20 protein-coding genes and 2 tRNA genes are annotated in these 17,246 nt (G+C 66.9%); 17 read left to right on the forward strand and 5 right to left on the reverse strand.

The window, feature by feature from the left end:
- Positions 1-826: TPM domain-containing protein (locus G6016_RS10955; RefSeq protein WP_182632689.1), on the reverse strand; the 826-nt coding region annotated here is incomplete at its 3' end.
- Between the two features lie 68 nt (positions 827-894).
- Here G6016_RS10955 and dnaG point away from each other — a divergent pair.
- Together dnaG and G6016_RS10965 are read left to right on the forward strand one after the other, a co-directional pair.
- Complete coding sequence (dnaG, locus tag G6016_RS10960; RefSeq protein WP_182632690.1) at positions 895-2,934, forward strand: DNA primase; 2,040 nt, start codon at positions 895-897, stop codon at positions 2,932-2,934.
- An 81-nt stretch (positions 2,935-3,015) separates the two neighbouring features.
- Positions 3,016-3,088: transfer RNA gene (locus G6016_RS10965), tRNA-Asn, on the forward strand.
- Between the two features lie 81 nt (positions 3,089-3,169).
- Here G6016_RS10965 and G6016_RS10970 read toward each other — a convergent pair.
- The gene (locus G6016_RS10970) at positions 3,170-4,354 is read right to left on the reverse strand and encodes a site-specific integrase (protein ID WP_182632691.1); all 1,185 of its coding nucleotides are present in this window, start codon (positions 4,352-4,354) and stop codon (positions 3,170-3,172) included.
- Positions 4,347-4,949, reverse strand: a complete 603-nt coding sequence (locus G6016_RS10975) for a helix-turn-helix domain-containing protein (protein WP_182632692.1) — start codon at positions 4,947-4,949, stop codon at positions 4,347-4,349. Before G6016_RS10975 ends, G6016_RS10970 begins: the two co-directional genes overlap by 8 nt.
- Before the next feature lie 108 nt (positions 4,950-5,057).
- On the opposite strand from G6016_RS10975, the gene G6016_RS10980 reads away from it, so the two are divergent.
- The 9 genes from G6016_RS10980 (at position 5,058) to G6016_RS11020 (ending at position 9,331) form a co-directional block, all read left to right on the forward strand.
- Entirely contained in the window at positions 5,058-5,252 is a 195-nt protein-coding gene (locus tag G6016_RS10980; protein ID WP_182632693.1) for a helix-turn-helix transcriptional regulator, read from the forward strand.
- A complete protein-coding gene (locus G6016_RS10985; RefSeq protein ID WP_182632694.1) occupies positions 5,249-5,434 on the forward strand; it encodes a hypothetical protein in 186 nt (61 codons plus the stop codon). Before G6016_RS10980 ends, G6016_RS10985 begins: the two co-directional genes overlap by 4 nt.
- Before the next feature lie 46 nt (positions 5,435-5,480).
- Complete coding sequence (locus G6016_RS10990) at positions 5,481-5,690, forward strand: hypothetical protein (RefSeq protein ID WP_182632695.1); 210 nt, start codon at positions 5,481-5,483, stop codon at positions 5,688-5,690.
- Between the two features lie 142 nt (positions 5,691-5,832).
- Positions 5,833-6,348 (forward strand): hypothetical protein, encoded by a 516-nt coding sequence (locus G6016_RS10995; protein ID WP_182632696.1) that lies wholly within the window; start codon positions 5,833-5,835, stop codon positions 6,346-6,348.
- Positions 6,345-7,589 carry a hypothetical protein gene (locus G6016_RS11000; RefSeq protein ID WP_182632697.1) on the forward strand — a complete coding sequence of 415 codons (1,245 nt, stop codon included), beginning with the start codon at positions 6,345-6,347 and terminating at the stop codon, positions 7,587-7,589. The genes G6016_RS10995 and G6016_RS11000 overlap by 4 nt, the downstream gene beginning before the upstream one ends.
- A gap of 125 nt (positions 7,590-7,714) precedes the next feature.
- Positions 7,715-7,936 carry a hypothetical protein gene (locus G6016_RS11005; RefSeq protein ID WP_182632698.1) on the forward strand — a complete coding sequence of 74 codons (222 nt, stop codon included), beginning with the start codon at positions 7,715-7,717 and terminating at the stop codon, positions 7,934-7,936.
- Positions 7,933-8,142, forward strand: a complete 210-nt coding sequence (locus tag G6016_RS11010) for a hypothetical protein (RefSeq protein ID WP_182632699.1) — start codon at positions 7,933-7,935, stop codon at positions 8,140-8,142. The genes G6016_RS11005 and G6016_RS11010 overlap by 4 nt, the downstream gene beginning before the upstream one ends.
- Positions 8,139-8,669 (forward strand): hypothetical protein, encoded by a 531-nt coding sequence (locus tag G6016_RS11015; protein ID WP_182632700.1) that lies wholly within the window; start codon positions 8,139-8,141, stop codon positions 8,667-8,669. The genes G6016_RS11010 and G6016_RS11015 overlap by 4 nt, the downstream gene beginning before the upstream one ends.
- Positions 8,666-9,331, forward strand: coding sequence for a hypothetical protein (locus G6016_RS11020; RefSeq protein ID WP_182632701.1), 666 nt, complete (start codon positions 8,666-8,668; stop codon positions 9,329-9,331). Before G6016_RS11015 ends, G6016_RS11020 begins: the two co-directional genes overlap by 4 nt.
- Before the next feature lie 554 nt (positions 9,332-9,885).
- Here the strand turns inward: G6016_RS11020 and G6016_RS11025 are convergent.
- Complete coding sequence (locus tag G6016_RS11025; protein WP_182632702.1) at positions 9,886-10,539, reverse strand: LppP/LprE family lipoprotein; 654 nt, start codon at positions 10,537-10,539, stop codon at positions 9,886-9,888.
- A gap of 303 nt (positions 10,540-10,842) precedes the next feature.
- On the opposite strand from G6016_RS11025, the gene G6016_RS11030 reads away from it, so the two are divergent.
- The 4 genes from G6016_RS11030 to G6016_RS11045 all read left to right on the forward strand — a co-directional run bounded on the left by G6016_RS11030 (position 10,843) and on the right by G6016_RS11045 (position 14,057).
- On the forward strand, positions 10,843-11,829 hold the full coding sequence (locus G6016_RS11030; RefSeq protein WP_182632703.1) for a diaminopimelate dehydrogenase: 987 nt from the start codon (positions 10,843-10,845) through the stop codon (positions 11,827-11,829).
- Positions 11,830-11,959: 130 nt separating this feature from the next.
- On the forward strand, positions 11,960-13,402 hold the full coding sequence (locus G6016_RS11035; RefSeq protein WP_182632704.1) for a carboxylesterase/lipase family protein: 1,443 nt from the start codon (positions 11,960-11,962) through the stop codon (positions 13,400-13,402).
- Between the two features lie 54 nt (positions 13,403-13,456).
- Positions 13,457-13,530 (forward strand) — tRNA-Ile (locus G6016_RS11040).
- A gap of 38 nt (positions 13,531-13,568) precedes the next feature.
- Complete coding sequence (locus tag G6016_RS11045; protein WP_182632705.1) at positions 13,569-14,057, forward strand: SRPBCC family protein; 489 nt, start codon at positions 13,569-13,571, stop codon at positions 14,055-14,057.
- 56 nt (positions 14,058-14,113) lie between these two features.
- Here G6016_RS11045 and G6016_RS11050 read toward each other — a convergent pair whose 3' ends face one another.
- Positions 14,114-15,208: an alpha/beta hydrolase gene (locus G6016_RS11050; RefSeq protein ID WP_241730222.1), complete on the reverse strand. Its 1,095-nt coding sequence runs from the start codon at positions 15,206-15,208 to the stop codon at positions 14,114-14,116.
- A gap of 80 nt (positions 15,209-15,288) precedes the next feature.
- On the opposite strand from G6016_RS11050, the gene G6016_RS11055 reads away from it, so the two are divergent.
- Both G6016_RS11055 and G6016_RS11060 read left to right on the forward strand, forming a co-directional pair.
- Positions 15,289-16,245 carry an ABC transporter ATP-binding protein gene (locus tag G6016_RS11055; protein ID WP_182632706.1) on the forward strand — a complete coding sequence of 319 codons (957 nt, stop codon included), beginning with the start codon at positions 15,289-15,291 and terminating at the stop codon, positions 16,243-16,245.
- Positions 16,242-17,246: efflux permease Rv1217c-related protein (locus tag G6016_RS11060; RefSeq protein ID WP_522731193.1), on the forward strand; the 1,005-nt coding region annotated here is incomplete at its 3' end. The genes G6016_RS11055 and G6016_RS11060, both read left to right, overlap by 4 nt.

Here is a 17,246-nt window from a genome sequence, read left to right on the forward strand (position 1 = left end):
GTGCCTGCCGGAAGGGGCGGGTGCGCAGTTCGCCGAACTCACCGGTGGCGGTGGCCAGGGCCGTGGCCGAGGCCTCGACCGCCTGGTCGGCCTCACCCAGTCCGGCGCGGGCGCGGGCATCGAGCACCTCGGTCGGCAGCGCCGACATGCGCGCGGTGTCATCGCCCGGGATGTCGTCGGCGGCCTCGACCTGCTTGGAGGTGCGCGCCTTGCGACGCCTGGAGGTGAAGACCAGCAGGGCCACCACGAGCAGGATCACCACGACGATCCCCACCAGCATCGCCACCGGCGAGACCTCCGATCCGGAGCCCTGGGCCTCGAGGCCGTCGGCGGCCCCGATCGCGGCACCGGCCCAGTCCCGGCTGACCAGCGCGGGCTCGATGTCGTCTGCGGCGATCCGCTGCGCCTCGCGCTGATTGGCACTGGTCGAGCCGGTCTCATCGGCGAACTCGAACCAGTAGGCCGTGTCCTGGACCGCCACGACGAGCAGCGCGTCATTCATCCCCAGGTCGGACATCTGTCCGGTCTGCTCGGCCCACTGGCGGACCGGGATCCCATCGAGGGTGTTGACGTAGGTCACCCACAGCTTGATGGAATCGGTCGAGCGCAGCTCGGCGATCCGGGCCTCCACCTCGCCGGTACGCCCGCCCAGGACGCCCGCGGAGTCGGTGACCTGCTGCTGGAGCCGCGTCGGCGGCTCGGCGGAGGCCCCCGGTGCGGCCCAGAGCAGCAGTGACGACAGGAGCGCGACGACCAGCGCCAGGGCCGGCGCGGCCGGGGTCCGGTGTCGTCCGGCGGTACCGGTCAAGTGTGAGAAGACGGTCATGCGCCCAGCGTATCGGCCCGACCCCGGCGGGGCGGCGAGGTCCGGCGCGGGCCGCTACTCTGGGCGACATGGCAGGGCGGATTCCGGAGCAGGACATCGCCGCGATCCGCGAGCGCACCCGTATCGAGGAGATCGTCGGCGAGTACGTCGCGCTCAAACCCGGCGGCGCGGATTCGCTCAAGGGTTTGTCGCCGTTCAAGGACGAGAAGACCCCGTCGTTCCACGTGCGCCCGCAGCACGGCTATTTCCACTGCTTCTCCACGGGCGAGGGCGGGGATGTCTTCGCCTTCCTCATGAAGATGGAGCACATCGGGTTCGTCGAGGCCGTCGAGCAGTTGGCGGACCGGATCGGCTACCGCATCTCGTACGAGGGCGGCGGCCAGATCGTCCAGCGTGACCGCGGGACCCGGTCGAGGCTCGCGCAGGCCAACGCGGCGGCCCAGAAGTTCTACGCCGAGCGGCTGCAGGAGGACCCGGAGGCGCAGACCGCCCGCGATTTCCTCACCGAGCGCGGCTTCGACATGTCCCAGGCCGCGCATTTCGGGTGCGGCTACGCGCCCGCCGGCTGGGACACCATGAGCAAGCACCTCATGCGCCAGGGCTTCGAGGCCAAGGAACTCGAGTCGGCGGGCCTGTCCAAGACCAGCTCCCGCGGCACCCTCATCGACCGTTTCCATCGCCGCCTGCTGTGGCCCATCCGCAACCTGGCCGGCGAGGTTATCGGCTTCGGCGCACGAAAGTTGTTCGAGGACGACAAGCTGGGCAAGTACATGAACACGCCCGAGACGATGCTCTACAAGAAGTCCCAGGTGCTGTTCGGTCTGGATCTGGCCAAGCGGGACATCGCCGCCCAGCGTCGCGCGGTGGTGGTCGAGGGCTATACAGATGTCATGGCCATGCACGCCGCCGGGGTCACGACCGCCGTGGCCGCGTGTGGCACCGCGTTCGGCGAGGACCACCTGTCGACGCTGCGGCGCCTGATGCTCGATGACAATTATTTCCGCGGCGAGATCATCTACACCTTCGACGGTGACGAGGCCGGCAAGAAGGCCGCCCTGCGGGCGTTCGCGGGGGACCAGCAGTTCTCCGGCAAGACGTTCGTCGCGGTGGCCCCGCCCGGCCAGGATCCGTGCGACCTCCGCCAGCAGCGTGGGGACGCCGCGGTGCGTGACCTGGTGTCGGCGCGGGTGCCGATGTTCGAGTTCGCGATCCGTTCGATGCTCGCCGAGCACGATCTGGACCACGCCGAGGGCCGCGTCGACGCCCTCCGCCGCACCGTGCCGGTGGTCGCCGACATCCGCGATTCGTCGCTGCGGGACGAGTACGCCCGCCAGCTCGCCGGCTGGGTGGGCTGGGACGATCCGGCGTTGGTGGTGCGTCGCGTCCGCGAGGAGTCGCGCAAGAAGGGGCGCGGCCGTCCGTCGTCGGGCCCGGGCGTTCGGCGCCGGGGTCCCGGTGGTCCGAGCGGCCCCGGTGGTCCCCGTGGGGGAGCAGGTCCGGAACGGGATCGTGCCCCACGTGGAGGTGGAGGGTACGACGACGCCGTCACTTCCCCGGACAGCCGACAGTCGCCGCCGGACCGTCCGGGGGTTCCCCTGCCGTCGTCCGCCGATCCGGTGTTGTGGCCGCAGAGGGAGGCCATCAAGGCTGCCCTGCAGTACCCCGGCCTGGCTGGTCCGCTTTTCGACTCCCTGCCCGAGGAGTGCTTCACGCATCCGGCGTATTCGGCGATCGTCGATGCCCTGTCCGGTGCCGGTGGGTGCGTGGCCGGCAAGAGCGGCGCGAACTGGGTCAGCGAGGTCTCGGCCGGTGTGCGGGATGCCGGGCCGCGGGACGAGGGGCTGGCCCGGTTGGTCGGCGCGCTCGCGGTGGAGACGCTGCGCGCGTCCGAGGAGGCGATGCCGCGCTACATCTCGGGTGTGCTCGCGCGTCTGCAGGAGGTGTGGGTGTCCGGTCAGATCGCGGACCTGAAGTCCCGGGTGCAGCGGATGAGCCCCGCCGAGGATCCGGACGGGTATTCCGCGCTATTCGGGGATCTCGTGGCGCTGGAGGAGTACCGCCGCGGCCTGCTGGAGCAGGCGGTGGGGGCCACCCCGGATATTGCCTGACCAGGCGATTTGGTCCGGTACGTGGGAACGCACTATGGTTAGTCCTCGGTATCCGGCGAGACCGCAGGGCACCACGGATGATCCCCCATAGCTCAATTGGCAGAGCATTCGACTGTTAATCGAAGGGTTACTGGTTCGAGTCCAGTTGGGGGAGCAAAAGAAACACCCTCCCACCTGCAAGTAGTCCGCAGGGGGAGGGTGTTTTGATTGTTGGGTTATCCGCCTTCTATCCGCCTTATCGGTCGGGCGCGAGTTCGTCCAACGTGTCCGTCATGTCCGGCGCGACCGCCGCCATCTTCTCGATGTAGTGAGCCTCAGCGACTGCCGGGGTGTTGCCGAGGACCGCCGCCACGATGTCCGACCCTGCCTTCCGGTCGATGATCGTCGCCACCGTCCGACGGAACGAGTGCGGAGTCACCCACGAGTACTCGTCGCCACGTATCTCGCGCCACCGCCGGCCAAAGTTGTTCAGCTCGATCAGCCCACCGGTAGCCGACGTGAACACCAGGCCGCGCGCATTGCCGGGGGAGTTGACCCTCATGTTCATCAACGCCGCGACGGTGAAGTCCGGGACTGTGATGGTGCGGTAGGAGTTCGACGTCTTGCCCCAGCCCTGCCGGTGCAACCCCTTCTCCGGCGTGCGGACGACGGTGCCGCAGATCGTGACCGTCGGCCTATCGGATGCGAGGTCGACGTCCTCCCACCGCAGCGCGAGCAGTTCGCCTGGTCGGCAGCCGGTTCCGAGCATGACATCTACCGCGTCGGACATGTGTTGCCACCTGGGACGCCCACCCTTGCCTGTTCCACCCGCCTGCCACGCCCGTACACGCTCCCGTAGAGCCTGGAGGTCATCTAGTCCCACCGCGCGAGGTGTGGGCCGCTTAGGGCGCGACAGTTTCACCTTGCCCACCGGGTCCGGGCGCTGGAGGTCAACACCACGTTCATCGGCGAGAGCGAACGCACCATTGAGTAGTGACTTGATGCGTTTAGCGGACGATGGTGCCCGCTTCGACTCAGCCTTCAACCAGCCCTGGACGACCACCGGGGTACAGGCGTGGAGTTCCAACCGTCCGATCTTCGGGTCATCCGGTGTGCCCTTGATGCGTCGCAGGTCGCCACGGTAGAGGTTCGCCGACGTTGGGCCAATCTCACCGGCCTCAACCTTCGACGTGATGTATTCCTCGACCACCTGCCACAGCGGGGTGTAGGGGCCGATGCCTTCTGCTACCCCGAATGCCCGTCGGTGGGCGGCTGACCGTAGGCGTGTCTCGGCTTCGTCCTTGTTCTTGCCGTCCGCCTGGACTTTGACGACGCGGCCACCGGAGTCTCTTACTCGACTGTGAGCGCGAACTGTTCGGTGGTCGATCTTCTCGTATCGGATGGTGCGGACCTCGCCCACCTCCAGCCGTGCCCTAGCCATCGTCGTGCTCCCCGTAGCCCTTGACCGTCCAGCCGTCGCGGGCCGCTTGCCGTGCGGCCTCGACTTCATCTTCATCAAGTTCTAGGAGCAGGGGACTGTCGCCATATCCCTTGCCTTGCGCCCGGTAAAGCCGCAGTTGTTCGCGGTGTTTAGCGTTCCGAATCCTGATAAGCCTTCGGAGCGACGAGACGCGAGCGAGTGAGTCCCTGTCGTGTTCGACATCCCAGATTCCAGCGCCGACAGTTTCGCCGCACCACCATTCGTATGAGTCGCCCGAGGGGAACGGGGGAGCGGCTGGAAAAACACGCGACTCGCCATCAGGCGCGTCACTGAACATGAGTGCCGCCGGGGTGGTCTGGAGCGCAAGGGCAAGGATCAGAAGTTCCGTCAGGTCCAGTTTGCTGGCGCGTGACCCGGACTCGATCTTCGCAATCGTGGATCGCGTGATCGGGTAGCCGAGTCGTTTAGTTCTGTCCGCAACGGCGGCGGCAGATATTCCGAGTTCGTTCCTTCTGGTGCGCATCGCGTCTCCCACTCTCCGGGTTAGTTCGTCGGCCCAGTCCGCAGCGCTCACACCGTCGTATCCGCTCTCCATGCGAACAGACTATGTGGGCCAGTCGGTTGAGCCTGTCCCAAGCGTAGGCTACAGTTCGCATATAGAGCAACAAGGCTCTGAATGCTCCAGAATGAAGGGGTGGCCCCAATGCCAACCGAACCGCTGTACGCCCCGCCCACCGTTGCCGAGCACCTCGGCCTGTCAGTCCAAGCCCTCGCCCTCATGCGCCACGAGGGCAACGGCCCCGCATACGTGAAGCTTGGTCGCCGTGTCCGCTACCGCATGTCCGATGTCGAAGCATGGCTCGACGCCAACACCGTCACGACGGGAGACGCAGCATGAACACGCGCCAAGATGTCGATTGGGCCTGCAGAGACGAGACCGAGGCAGCCTTGGAACTCCACGACCACGCCCGCGCATTCCTCGCAGGTGACGTCGGCCCGGAGAAGTTCCTCGACGCCGCACACCGGTACGGGCTGGCTCGGATGCATCGGGAGCGTCTCCAGGACGAGTTGTGGCCGTAGTTTTGCGTGCGACTCAGACCCGGAGCGTCGCGGGATCATCACCTGCATGACGACCACGACACCCGGCCCCGACCGGCAATATCTATCAGCCGTTGAGGCAGCCGCGTACGCGCATAAGTCCCGACATTGGCTTTTCGCCCGCCTGCGCGACGGCAGCCTCACCCGCTACCGCTCACCCCGTGATGCTCGAATCACGTGGGTCGACCTCGACGAACTAGACGCGCTGATCGGCGACATACGGCCCGAAGCGGCCTAACCGCACTCCCCATGAGGACGTATCCCACGTCCGCCCCGATGAACACAAAAAAACGAACCCCCGCGCCACCACGCAACAGGGGTTCGTTCAACCAACCGAATGTGCAAAGCATAGCACTTTGCATGGGGTTTCAGGAGACTGCATGAACGCCCAACCCGACCCGGCAGAACTTGATCTTCTCGCCGTCATGGTCCACCGCGACACTGATAACAAGTCGATCCTCCACGTCAATAAGTACGTCATCGACAGTGACTTCGGTGACCCGATCAACAGGGCCATCTACACGGCTCGCATCGACTGCGCCACCGACGGGGAATCCGGTGAGGCACTGCTACTCGCCCGACTCCGAGCAGACGGACACCTCGCCCGCGACGTGGACGGGCGTGTCGGCGTGAGGCTGGCCGAACTGCTCACCCGGCGCGTGGACGCCCTCCAGCTCCCGGCCCTCACCGTGGCGTTGCTGGACCGCGCCGAGTGCCGCCTAATCGCCTCCCACGCCGACATGGGTGCCCGAGTGTGGGACATGCCGCCGCAGGAGCGCAGGGACGCACTCAGGGCGTACTGGGCGGCGTACCGCGACCTGACCGAGCGGATGGACGCCGCCGGGGCACGCATCGGCCAACCCACCGTCCGCCACCTCCAGGCGGTGACCGCGTGAGCGCCACAGTCCACGAACTCCACCCCGACGTGTTCACCATGCGTGCCGACCTCGCCCGCGTCCTCCAACTCGCGCGCGCCCGCCGCGTAGGGCCGGAAGCACTGCTCGCGTTGACAATCACAAAGGTTCTCGCCGCCACCGAACCGACCGTCACAACAGACATCGGCGTCGGCGGACGCGGGTCACTGAACTCCCTTGTCGCCCTAGTAGGCCCCAGCGGTGCCGGTAAGGGCGTGGCCGAGACAACAGCTACAGAACAGATCATCGTCCAAGACCACAACGGCAACCCGATCCCCACCCCGGTCCTGCCGTTCGGCTCCGGTGAAGGCATCGCCAGCGCCTACAGGCCACGCGGCACCGACCCCGAGGAACAGCACCTGCGAACCCGCGTGATCTTCTCCAGCAGTGAGATCGACAAAGTAACAGCACTGTCGTCTCGGACCGGCTCCACCCTGTCGTCAACACTCCGAGAGGCGTTCATGGGGGAGATGCTGGGAGCACAGAACGCCACCACCGAGAACAGCAACGCGGTGCCCCGGCACACCTACAGGTTCGCCGCCGTTCTCGGAGTCCAACCCCGACGGTCCGCCGCCCTACTCGGTGAGCAATCCGGCGGCACACCACAGCGAGTCCTGTGGGCGCGAGTAGGTGACCCGCAAGCACCCCGCCGCAAACCTGCCGACCCCGGCCCGCTAAGGATCACCCTGCCCCGGCTCGACGGTGATGTTCAGATGAACGTCCACCACGAGATCACCGCAGACTACGACCAGATCCAGCAGGACCGCCTCCACGTCGACCTCGACGGCGACGACATCGACGGGCACACACGACTAGTCCAGTTAAAGGTGGCGGCAGCCCTCGCCCTCATGGAGTCCCGGACTGTCATCGGGGTAGTGGACTGGGAGATCGCCGGGATGATCGTGGACCGCTCCACCGCGACACGTGACGAAGTGCAGCGCATCCTCGACGCTGACCGCAAGGTCGAAGTAGTCCGCCGTGCAGAGGAACGCGCCGAGGGCAACCTGCACGCCGACGACCACCGGGAGCGAGAAGCCCGCAAGCGGGTCCGAGACCGCATCATCACCGTCCTCAGCGAGCGGGGCGAAACGTCCTCCAGCGACCTTTACAAGGCCGTTCGCCACAACCTGCGAGAGCACTTCGACCCGGTGATCACCGAGTTGATTGTGGGCAACAAGATCACCGTGGCCTCGACCAATCCGGACAGGTACAAGCTCTCTTAGCGGAGGAGGCGCGTGTACAGGTGTACCGGCCGTACACCGCCTCAAAATGCGCCATGACCTGCACAGATGCCACGTGTACAACCCGTACACCCGTACACCCCTCGTCCCTCACCGATGGAGGTTTCATGACCGAGAAAAGCCCGCGACTGACGTTGCTGAACGCCCGGTCCAGCCGCGTGCAAGACGCCCTCGATGCACTCGTGGACGCCCGCTCACAACGTGCCGCACGACTCATCCGGGCACTGGACACCGACGCCGTACGCCTTCTGCTGTTCGCCGCCGTCACATCCGTCGACCCCAGGTGGAAGTTCCCGCCCAACGCCCAAAAGCAGGAGGCAGCAGCATGACCGACCGCCCCGCCCCCGATGCCCTCACGTGGATCATCACCGTCCGACAGATCGTGGACGCAATCAAGCAATGCCCCGACGTGGTGGACCGGATGGACGACATCGTGGAACTTGCGCTCACCGAGGCAACCCTCGAACACGTCAAGGAACGAATCATCGACCTCACCGAGATCCCCGACGACCTCGCCGGCCTGGAGGACGAATGACGTGCGACAGTCCCGGTAACGCGGGAAAAGATCCGCCCACACTCCCCGAAGAGATTGCCCCCGCCGTCGCCGAACTGGCAGCGGAGGGTAAGGGACGCAATGAAATCTCCCGAGCGCTCGCAGTCTCGACGGCCACCGTGTCCCGAGCCGCCGCAATCGCCGGGGTGGAGTTCGACCGGGGGCCGACCGAAGTGGCAACCCGTACACGCACAGAACAGCTCGCCCAGGACCGCGCCGAGCTTGCCGGTATGGCGGCAGAGATCGCCCGTAGGGCAGGACGACGCCTGTACATCGAAGCGGGTGCCGAAGTGATCGACCCGGCCACGTTGACCGCGTTGAACCGTGTGTTCGGCACCGCCACAGATAAGGCACTCACTGCCGGGATGCTCACTGACCGTCTCGACTTAGACGATCACCACGGCAACAGCCTGTTGGACCAGCTGCGGGGCGGGTTCGACTCGTGGGCCGCAGCACTCGCAGACCAGGGCCAAGACCAAATCATCACTAACCCCCAGGAGGGAACATGAGCAAGACCTTGCGCCAGATCGAGACCGAGCTTGAAGCCATCCGAACCGAGGCCCGCGACACGGCGCGACGCCTGAAGTCGGATGGGTACCACACGCCCGACGGCGTGGAGAATACGTTTGCCAGATACCGGAAGCACGGCGACTGGGACAGCAAAGTGGACGAGCTGGCAGCCGCAGCAGAAGCCGCTATCGACTCCGCAGCGCAGAAGCGGGACCAGCTCCGGGCGCAGATGGTCACCACCACCGGCACGCCGGAGGATCAGCTCCGGGCCGAACTCCGCTTTCAGCGCCGCCTACGGTTCCTCGAATCCGTCATCACCAGCGGGTCCGGTGAGTTGGTTGACCTGATCGCCAGCGCATCCCCTGAGGACGTACCGCTGATCGTGGAACACGCGAGCGACCACTACCGGGCAAAGGGTGGACAGGTTGCTGAGGCCGGCATGGCGATGATCGACCACGCCTTGCAGCAACGTGACCCCGAATATGCCGCCGCCGCGTCCACCGCAGGCCGCGCCGAATCGACCCGCCACGTCATCGCCGAGAAACTGCGGTACGTACAGGACGCAGTGACGAATCCCGACGCCTCCGATCCGACGCCCGGTGGTGTGGCAACCGTGAGCGTGTCCGCAGCCGGTGATGACGTGGCCAGTCTCGCCGCGTAACCCCCCCACAGTCCCCCGGTTGCGGCGTGGCCAACGCGACCGGATGCCGTGCCCCGTAGCCAGGTGCTGGCACGGCAGCGCCCCTCACGTCATCGCGGCGTGGGGGGTGTTGTGCATTTGTCGGAACCCCGCGCGCGAGGCAGTTGGGAACCATCGCCGGTTTCAATACGTCGGATCGGGCATCTATCCGCCTTAATGAGCAGTATCCGCCACAATCCGGCGCAATGCCCCCGAATGACGGTGGGAGTGTTCATGCTGGTAAACCCGCAGAAAACGGCAGAATCAATAAGCCGGACACGAATGACGTAATAACGAAGGGTTACTGGTTCGAGTCCAGTTGGGGGAGCAAAAAGGCAGGTCAGAGGCTATGAACCTCTGACCTGCTTTTCGCATTTGGGCGGCAGTGACCGTTTAGTCACCGTTTACCCCGCCAGACCGTCACCGCTTACGTCCCGCGGGTCGCGCCTGATTCACGCCTGCCGCTCCTGCAGTGCACATGCACTGCACAGGCATATGCACATGCACGGCACGGCACGGCACACGCAACGCGATGGTCAGCAGCCGGGCGTGGCCTCCGCGGGAAGATTCCCGAGCATGTCGACCGACGATCCGTTCCACGCGAACGTGACCGAGGCCCGGCCGGTCATGTTGGCGTTGCTGTCCATGCCCTGCGGCCAGCGGTACTGCACCGTGACCGACTCGTCGGTGGAGCCGGAGACCTGGCCGAGGGCGTTGCACTTGATGCCCGTACCGAGGAATTTTCCGTTGTTGTAGAGCAGTAGTTGTGTGGGCGACGATCCGGTGCCGCCGGTCGTCGCGAGTTCGGCATAGCCGAGCGTTCCGCAGAGATTCCCGGTCTGCCAGACGGACCACGTCTCGCCTGGGAGCGGTGGCGCGATCCCAGCCGCGTCAGAGGCCACGGGGACCGACGACGGGGAGCAGTCGATCTGTGTCGGCGACGGTGACTGCTCCGCGGTCACGGTCGTGGTCGCGGTACTCGACTCAGGGGTCGCCGCGGCGCTGGATTCGGCGGTCACCGTGACGGTCTTCGGTGCCGGGGTCCCAGATGCCTCCTCGCTTGACTGGGCACCGGAACAGCCAGCGAGCACCACTGACGTGGCGCCCACGATCGCGGCCAGGCGGCCGATATGGGTGCGCCGTCGACCGACGCGGGAGTCGCGGGTATTCGGGATCGTAGGGGAGTACATGTCGGCACCTTCCGCCCCGGGGTTCCGCCAGAGGCTGTCGTCGTGATGGCGGGGATCGTGCCGTCCAATCTAGCGGTGTCAGAGGTGCGCCATCTGCATTCCGCGGCGTGCGGTTCGGCAACGGTCCACCTCCAGTAGCGCCTCCGGGGCGGCGACGATCGCTGCCGACCCATCGCCGAGGACTACCCCTGGCCTCGAGCTCCATTGAGGCGGGGTGGGCAGCGCCCGAGGCGCACGCCTGGCCGCGTGCCCGGCTTTCGATACGCTGAGCACCGGCTCAACCAGCGTCAGGAGAAGCAATACATGACCACACAGATTCGGATCGGCATCGCCGGCTACGGAAATCTCGGCCGCGGCGTGGAGGCCGCGCTCGCACAGAACCCCGATATGACTCTCGTGGGTGTCTACACCCGTCGTGCCCCTGAAGACGTGGCCACGCTGAGCCCGGAGACCCCGGTGTTCCCGTACGAGGAATTGTCCTCCAACAACGGCGAGATCGATGTCCTCATCCTGTGCGGCGGCTCCAAGTCCGACCTGCCGGTCCAGTCCCCGGAGCTCGCGGCCCGCTTCAACATCGTGGACAGCTTCGACACCCACGCCCGCATTCCCGAGCACTTCGCCGCCGTCGATGCGCCTGCCCGGGAAGCCGGAACCACCGCGCTCATCTCCTCGGGCTGGGATCCCGGAATGTTCTCCATCAACCGCATCGTGGGCGAGGCGCTACTGCCCGCGGGCGACACCTACACCTTCTGGGGTCGCGGACTGAGCCAGGGCCATTCGGATGCGGTCCGCCGGGTCCCCGGAGTGGCCGCCGGTGTGCAGTACACGGTGCCGAGCGAGACCGCGATCGCGGCGGTCCGCTCCGGTGACCGGCCGGAGCTGCCCACGCGCGACAAGCACGTCCGCGAGTGCTTCGTGGTCCTGGAGGAGGGTGCCGACCCCGACACGGTCCGCGAGGCGATCGTGACGATGCCGGACTACTTCGAGCCGTACAACACCACGGTCACGTTCATCACGGCCGAGGAGCTGGCGCGCGACCATCGTGCGATGCCGCACGGCGGGTTCGTCATCCGTTCCGGCGAGACCGGCGAGGGCAACTCGCAGGTCGTCGAGTACAGCCTCACCCTCGGCAGCAACCCGGAGTTCACCGCGAGCGTCCTGGTGGCCTACGCGCGTGCAGTGCACCGCCTCAGCGCCAGTGGTCAGGTCGGCGCACACACCGTCTTCGACGTGGCGCCCGGTCTGCTCTCGCCGAAGAGCCCCGAGCAGCTCCGCAAGGACGACCTGTAGTAGTTCCCCCGGTAGTAGTTCCCCGGCCCCCGCGCCCCTCAAACATTGGGCGTCGGCCACGTCTCGCCCCGCAGCCCACGCTCGGACAACTCCGAGCGTGGGCAGCGTCCGCTCTGGCTACTCTGTGCTCATGACCGATGTCGATGTCGAGTTGTCCACCGGCTGGGTACGGGGGAGTGCACGCGACGGCGTGGCCCGATTCCTCGGCATCCCGTACGCGGAGGACCCGGTCGGCGATCTGCGATTCGCCGCACCCGTCCGGCGTTCGTCATGGGACGGGCTCCGGCACGCCACCCGGCCGGCTGCCACCGCACAGCGGCTGCGCTTCGACCCTGATCCGGCGATCCCCGAACCGATCATCGCCGGGACGGACGTGCTGCACGTCGATGTCTGGACACCCGTAGAGGACATCGATCAGCACGATCCCGCGGGTGATTCCGGGCGAAGAAGCTCCGGAGCCGATGGCGGGCATCCGGTGATGGTGTGGATCCATGGTGGCGGATGGGAATCCGGATCCTCCAACCAACCGTGGTTCGACGGCTCCACGTTCGCCCGCCGGGGCATCGTCGTGGTGTCGGTGGGCTACCGCCTCGGGGTCGAGGGGTTCACCCCCCTTCCCGACGCCCCGGACAATCGCGGTCTACTCGACTGGATTGCCGCTCTCGAGTGGGTCCAGCGCGAGATCCCCGCGTTCGGCGGGGATCCGGACCGGGTCACGGTCTCTGGGCAGTCGGCCGGCGGCGGTGCGGTGCTGGTCTTGCTCGGTTCTCCGGCTGCCACCGGACTGTTTCACCGGGCTATCGCGTCATCGCCTGCCGTGCTGCGTGCTCCGTCGACCCCGGCACCCGAGGGGGTCACCGCCGCGTCCCTGGCGGCCGGCGGCAAGGGCGCGGTCGATGAGTTCCACCGGAAATTCCGCAAGGACAACCAGTTCACGTTGCCGTTCCGGCCGGTGGTCGGCGGGGAATTGGTTCCGGTTCCCCCGCTGGAGGCCGTGGCCGGAGGCAAGGCGGGTGAGGTCCCGCTGATGATCGGCTCCACGGCCACGGAGTTCGAAGCCATCGCCGACAAGCTTCCCGGTCCCGCACTGCTGCCGGGCGCCGCCCTCATCGCCCTGTCGCAACAGATTCCGCGGGCGGGACTGCGCGCGCTCGCCCGACAATCCAACGGCCGCTCCCTGCGACGCAGCGTGGGCTCGGTCATCGATGCCGCCGCGATCCATTCCACCGTCGCCCGCACTGCCGAGACCCGGCTCGCGGCCGGCGATCCGACCTGGGTGTACGACTTCCGTTGGGAAGGCGGCAACGGGGCGCGGCACTGCGCGGACCTGCCGTTCTTCTGGGCCGTCCCGGACGGCGAGAACGCCGAGCGCTACCTGGGAGCCCCCGCTCCGGCAGCGCTGGTGGAGGCGATGCATGACTCGTGGGTCGACTTCATCGTCGAGGGCGACCCGGGGTTCGGGGACTACGAGCAGGGGCACCGCAAGGTCATGGCGTGGGACGACCCACCCGAGGAGTTGGAGGACGGACTGTCCGCGGTTCGTCAGGTCTGGTGGCCCGAAACCCAGGATTGACTGCTTGCTAGGATTGCCCAGCGCGCGTCGGGCCGATCCTCGTCGCTCGCATCAGGGGCTATAGCTCAGTTGGTTAGAGCCGCGGACTCATAATCCGCTGGTCGCGGGTTCGAGCCCCGCTGGCCCCACCCATGGCATTGCCGAGAACAGCTGCGAGGACACCGCCATGAAGTACACAAACTCGATCGAGATCTCGATTCCGAGAACGGAAGTCGTCCGTCTTCTGTCGGATCCGACCCTGCGGCCGCAATGGCTCAGGGGGTTGGTGCTTCATGAACCTCTCAGCGGTTCAGACGGGCAGCCCGGCACAACGTCCCGCGTGGTATTCCAGACGGGTAAGCAGACGATGGAGTGCACAGAGACCATCACCCGGCGTGAACCGGACACCCTGGACGAGATCTCGACGGAAACCGACGTCCTCTTCGAGCGGAAGATCGTCGCCGACGGCATGGAGAGCGTGACGCTGGACAGGCTGTATGAATCCTCGCCGAGCAGGACCATCTGGACCAGCGACGAGGAGTACCGCTTCACTGGCGCGATGAAGCTGCTCGCACCGATGATGCGCAGCTCCTTCACCAAGCAGTCGCGACGGCACCTGCAGGACTTCAAGGCGTTCGCCGAGCACGGAATCGACGTCCGGGACACCAAGGACTGACGCCCCCTTAGGGGGCGGGGCGCCTGCCGCCGGCGAGCGGCGGCAGGCGGGGACACTCAGTACGCGAGGCCCATCCGGAGTGCTCCCACCGCTTCGGACAGAGCGGCCCGGGCCAGTGGGGTCGCACCGACCGCGTTGACGAACGGGTGGACCATCGTCGAGTGCCGACGGAGAGACACCGCCACCCCCGCCTCGGCCATTTTGCGCGCGTACGCTTCGCCCTCGTCACGAAGCGGGTCGAATCCGCCGGTGGCCACGTGGGCCGGGGGCAGCCCCGAGAAGTCCGTGGCGAGCAGGGGAGAGGCTCGCGGGTCGGTGCGGTCGTCGTCGGACCGGATGTAGTTCTCCTCGTACCAGTCCATATTGGCCTTGGTGAGGAAGTAGCCCTCCCGGAAGGTCTCGTAGGACTGCGTGCGGGCGGACATGTTGGTGGCGGGTACGAACAGCAACTGGAAGGCCGGCATCGTCTCGCCGGCATCGCGAGTCTGCTGGCACACGACCGCCGCGAGGTTTGCGCCCGCGCTGTCGCCGCCCACCGCGATACGGGTGGGGTCCACGCCGACTTCCTCTGCGTTGTCACGCACGTATCGGAACGCCGCGAGTACGTCGTTGACCGGGGTGGGGAACTTGAACTCGGGGGCGAGTCGGTAGTCCACGCTGATGACCTTCACGCCGCCCATCCGGGCGATGTACCGGCACGTCGCGTCGTGGGATTCGATGCTGCCTAGGGTCCAGCCGCCGCCGTGGAAGTAGATGAGCGTCGGCTGGGGTTCGTCGGTCTCGACGAGTGAGTAGACGCGCGCGGGAAGGTCAGCGCTCCCGGGATCGTCACCGGCCAGCGGAAGGACGATGTCCCTGACCACCGCCAGGGGGATCGGGTCGCCAGACACCGTGTAGGCCGACCGATCGAGCGTGAGGCGTGCCTCCTCGACGGGCATGTCCTCGTACTCACCTTTGGACAACAGCGACATCACCTTGACGCCGGCCTGGAAGTGCGGGTCGAGGGTCTGACCATCCACGTGACGAGGCCGGCCGGCGATGAGCTGGATCAGTCCGGCGGGAAGTCGACCCGCCGTGGTCATGGCCGCCTTCACGAGTCGGTCGGTGGTGGTCGGAACGAAGGCTCTGTGGCCCGGCATCGAGGTACGCATTGACCTAGTGTGGCGTGGGAAGGCGCAAATGTGGTGGACATCGCACCACCGAATGTCGCGAACCGACGAAGGGGCTGGTCATGCGTCCAGATTCCGAGACCGTGATCCAGATCGAAGGATTGGTCAAGATCTTCGGGAAGGCCCGCGCCCTCGACGGGCTCGACCTGGACGTCCGTAGCGGGGAGGTCCACGGCTTCCTCGGACCGAACGGCGCCGGTAAGTCGACGACCATCCGAATCCTTCTCGGCCTCATGCGCGCGGATGAGGGTCGGGTCCAACTGTTCGGCCGGGACCCGTGGCGGGATGCGGTGGAATTACACGCCCGGCTCGCCTACGTGCCGGGAGACGTGACCCTCTGGCCCAGGCTCACCGGCGGGCAGGCGATCGATCTGCTGGGCCGGGCGCTCGGCGGACTCGAGCAGGGGCGCCGTGAAGACCTGATCGAGCGCTTTCGACTCGACCCCACCAAACGCACCCGTGACTATTCCAAGGGAAACCGGCAGAAGGTGTCCCTCATCGCGGCGCTGGCCTCCGATCCCGACCTCCTCATCCTGGACGAGCCGACCTCGGGCCTGGACCCGCTCATGGAGCAGGTGTTCCAGGAGTGCGTCCGCGAGGCCGTCGACACCGGTACCACCGTGTTGCTGTCCAGCCACATCATGGGGGAGGTCGAAGCGCTGGCTGATCGTGTCAGCATCATCCGCGACGGGCAGACCGTCAGCTCGGGAACGCTCGCGGAGCTTCGACGTCACACCACAACCGAGGTCCATGCGGTGACCGACACCCGGCCAGAGGGCCTGGAGGATGAGGGGCTGCGGATCGCCGAGGTGGACGGCCGGTACGAGGTGCGCGCCCACGTCGCGGCAACCCGGCTGGGTGAGGTGACGGGGATCCTCCACGCCGCGGGGATCCACACCTTCACCGCCACCCCGCCGAGTCTCGATGACCTCTTTCTGGATGCCTACTCGGGAACCGGCACCCACTCGGGCCCCGGTACCAACCCGGGAACCGGCAACGACGCGGGAACCGCAGGATGACCTCGCCACTGGCCGGCACGACACTGCTCGCCCGGATCGCACTGCGAACCGGCTGGCGGTCCGCCGCCGCGTGGGTGATCGGCCTCGTCGCACTGTTCCTCGCGACCGGACAGTCCCTCGGCGCGCTGTACGACACCCCGGCCAAGCTCGCCACCTACTCCGCCTCACTGGGCGACGCGATGGTGATGCTCACCGGACGGGTGGCCGGACTCGACACCCTCGGCGGGGTGATGATGAACGAATTCGCGTTCATCGTCTCGTTCGCGATCCCGATCATGGCCATCGCCCTGACCTGCGCCGCCACCCGCAAAGAGGAGGAGACCGGTCGGACCGAACTCCTGTTGTCCGCTCGCGTTGGTCGCCTCGCCCCGGTGACCGCAGGCCTCGTCGTCGTCGTGGGAATTTTCTCTTTGCTCGCCCTGGCGCTGTGGGCGGCGACCTTCACCCTCGACATCGACAGAGGCGGCGCCGCACTGTACGCGGCGTCCATCGCCGCCACCGGCTGCGTCTACGCCGCCGGCACCGCCGTACTCGCCCAGGCCTTCTCCCACACCCGCACCGTGTGGGCGTTCGCGCTGGCACTGGCCGGACTCACTCTCGTGACCAGGGGGATCGGCGACACCCGCGAAAACGCACTGACCTGGGCGTCTCCGCTCGGCTGGCACGGACTCGTCCGACCGTTCGGAGACCCGCGGATCGCTCCTCTACTTCTGTCTATCGCCGCGGCGATCGTGCTCGGCGCGCTGGCGGTCTGGCTCGCCGGACGACGCGACGTCGGGGACGGCATGATCGACTCCCGCCCCGGCCCCGCCCGCGCCACCACCTGGCGCGCCTCCCGCGCCGGCGTGACGGTGCACCAGCACCTCGGCGCAGTGATCGGGTGGACGATCGGCGTGGTGGCCCTGATGTCGCTCTACGGCAGCCTGATGAACGTGGTGCTCGAGGCGATCACCTCCAACCCGGATCTCGCGATGTTCCTCGCCGACACCGGGATGGTCGTG

Source organism: Dietzia aerolata, assembly GCF_014144865.1.
Lineage (GTDB): Bacteria > Actinomycetota > Actinomycetes > Mycobacteriales > Mycobacteriaceae > Dietzia > Dietzia aerolata.

What these genes read in the sequence shown, in the direction of transcription:
- G6016_RS10980 (WP_182632693.1), top strand. Translation starts at nt 5,058, where the DNA reads ATGCCAACCGAACCGCTGTACGCCCCGCCCACCGTTGCCGAGCACCTC.
- G6016_RS11045 (WP_182632705.1), top strand. Translation starts at nt 13,569, where the DNA reads ATGAAGTACACAAACTCGATCGAGATCTCGATTCCGAGAACGGAAGTC.
- G6016_RS11020 (WP_182632701.1), top strand. Translation starts at nt 8,666, where the DNA reads ATGAGCAAGACCTTGCGCCAGATCGAGACCGAGCTTGAAGCCATCCGA.
- G6016_RS10970 (WP_182632691.1), bottom strand. Translation starts at nt 4,354, where the DNA reads ATGGCTAGGGCACGGCTGGAGGTGGGCGAGGTCCGCACCATCCGATAC.
- G6016_RS10990 (WP_182632695.1), top strand. Translation starts at nt 5,481, where the DNA reads ATGACGACCACGACACCCGGCCCCGACCGGCAATATCTATCAGCCGTT.
- G6016_RS11035 (WP_182632704.1), top strand. Translation starts at nt 11,960, where the DNA reads ATGACCGATGTCGATGTCGAGTTGTCCACCGGCTGGGTACGGGGGAGT.
- G6016_RS10985 (WP_182632694.1), top strand. Translation starts at nt 5,249, where the DNA reads ATGAACACGCGCCAAGATGTCGATTGGGCCTGCAGAGACGAGACCGAG.
- G6016_RS10975 (WP_182632692.1), bottom strand. Translation starts at nt 4,949, where the DNA reads ATGGAGAGCGGATACGACGGTGTGAGCGCTGCGGACTGGGCCGACGAA.
- G6016_RS11005 (WP_182632698.1), top strand. Translation starts at nt 7,715, where the DNA reads ATGACCGAGAAAAGCCCGCGACTGACGTTGCTGAACGCCCGGTCCAGC.
- G6016_RS11055 (WP_182632706.1), top strand. Translation starts at nt 15,289, where the DNA reads ATGCGTCCAGATTCCGAGACCGTGATCCAGATCGAAGGATTGGTCAAG.
- G6016_RS10995 (WP_182632696.1), top strand. Translation starts at nt 5,833, where the DNA reads ATGAACGCCCAACCCGACCCGGCAGAACTTGATCTTCTCGCCGTCATG.
- G6016_RS11050 (WP_241730222.1), bottom strand. Translation starts at nt 15,208, where the DNA reads ATGCGTACCTCGATGCCGGGCCACAGAGCCTTCGTTCCGACCACCACC.
- dnaG (WP_182632690.1), top strand. Translation starts at nt 895, where the DNA reads ATGGCAGGGCGGATTCCGGAGCAGGACATCGCCGCGATCCGCGAGCGC.
- G6016_RS11030 (WP_182632703.1), top strand. Translation starts at nt 10,843, where the DNA reads ATGACCACACAGATTCGGATCGGCATCGCCGGCTACGGAAATCTCGGC.
- G6016_RS11015 (WP_182632700.1), top strand. Translation starts at nt 8,139, where the DNA reads ATGACGTGCGACAGTCCCGGTAACGCGGGAAAAGATCCGCCCACACTC.
- G6016_RS11025 (WP_182632702.1), bottom strand. Translation starts at nt 10,539, where the DNA reads ATGTACTCCCCTACGATCCCGAATACCCGCGACTCCCGCGTCGGTCGA.
- G6016_RS11010 (WP_182632699.1), top strand. Translation starts at nt 7,933, where the DNA reads ATGACCGACCGCCCCGCCCCCGATGCCCTCACGTGGATCATCACCGTC.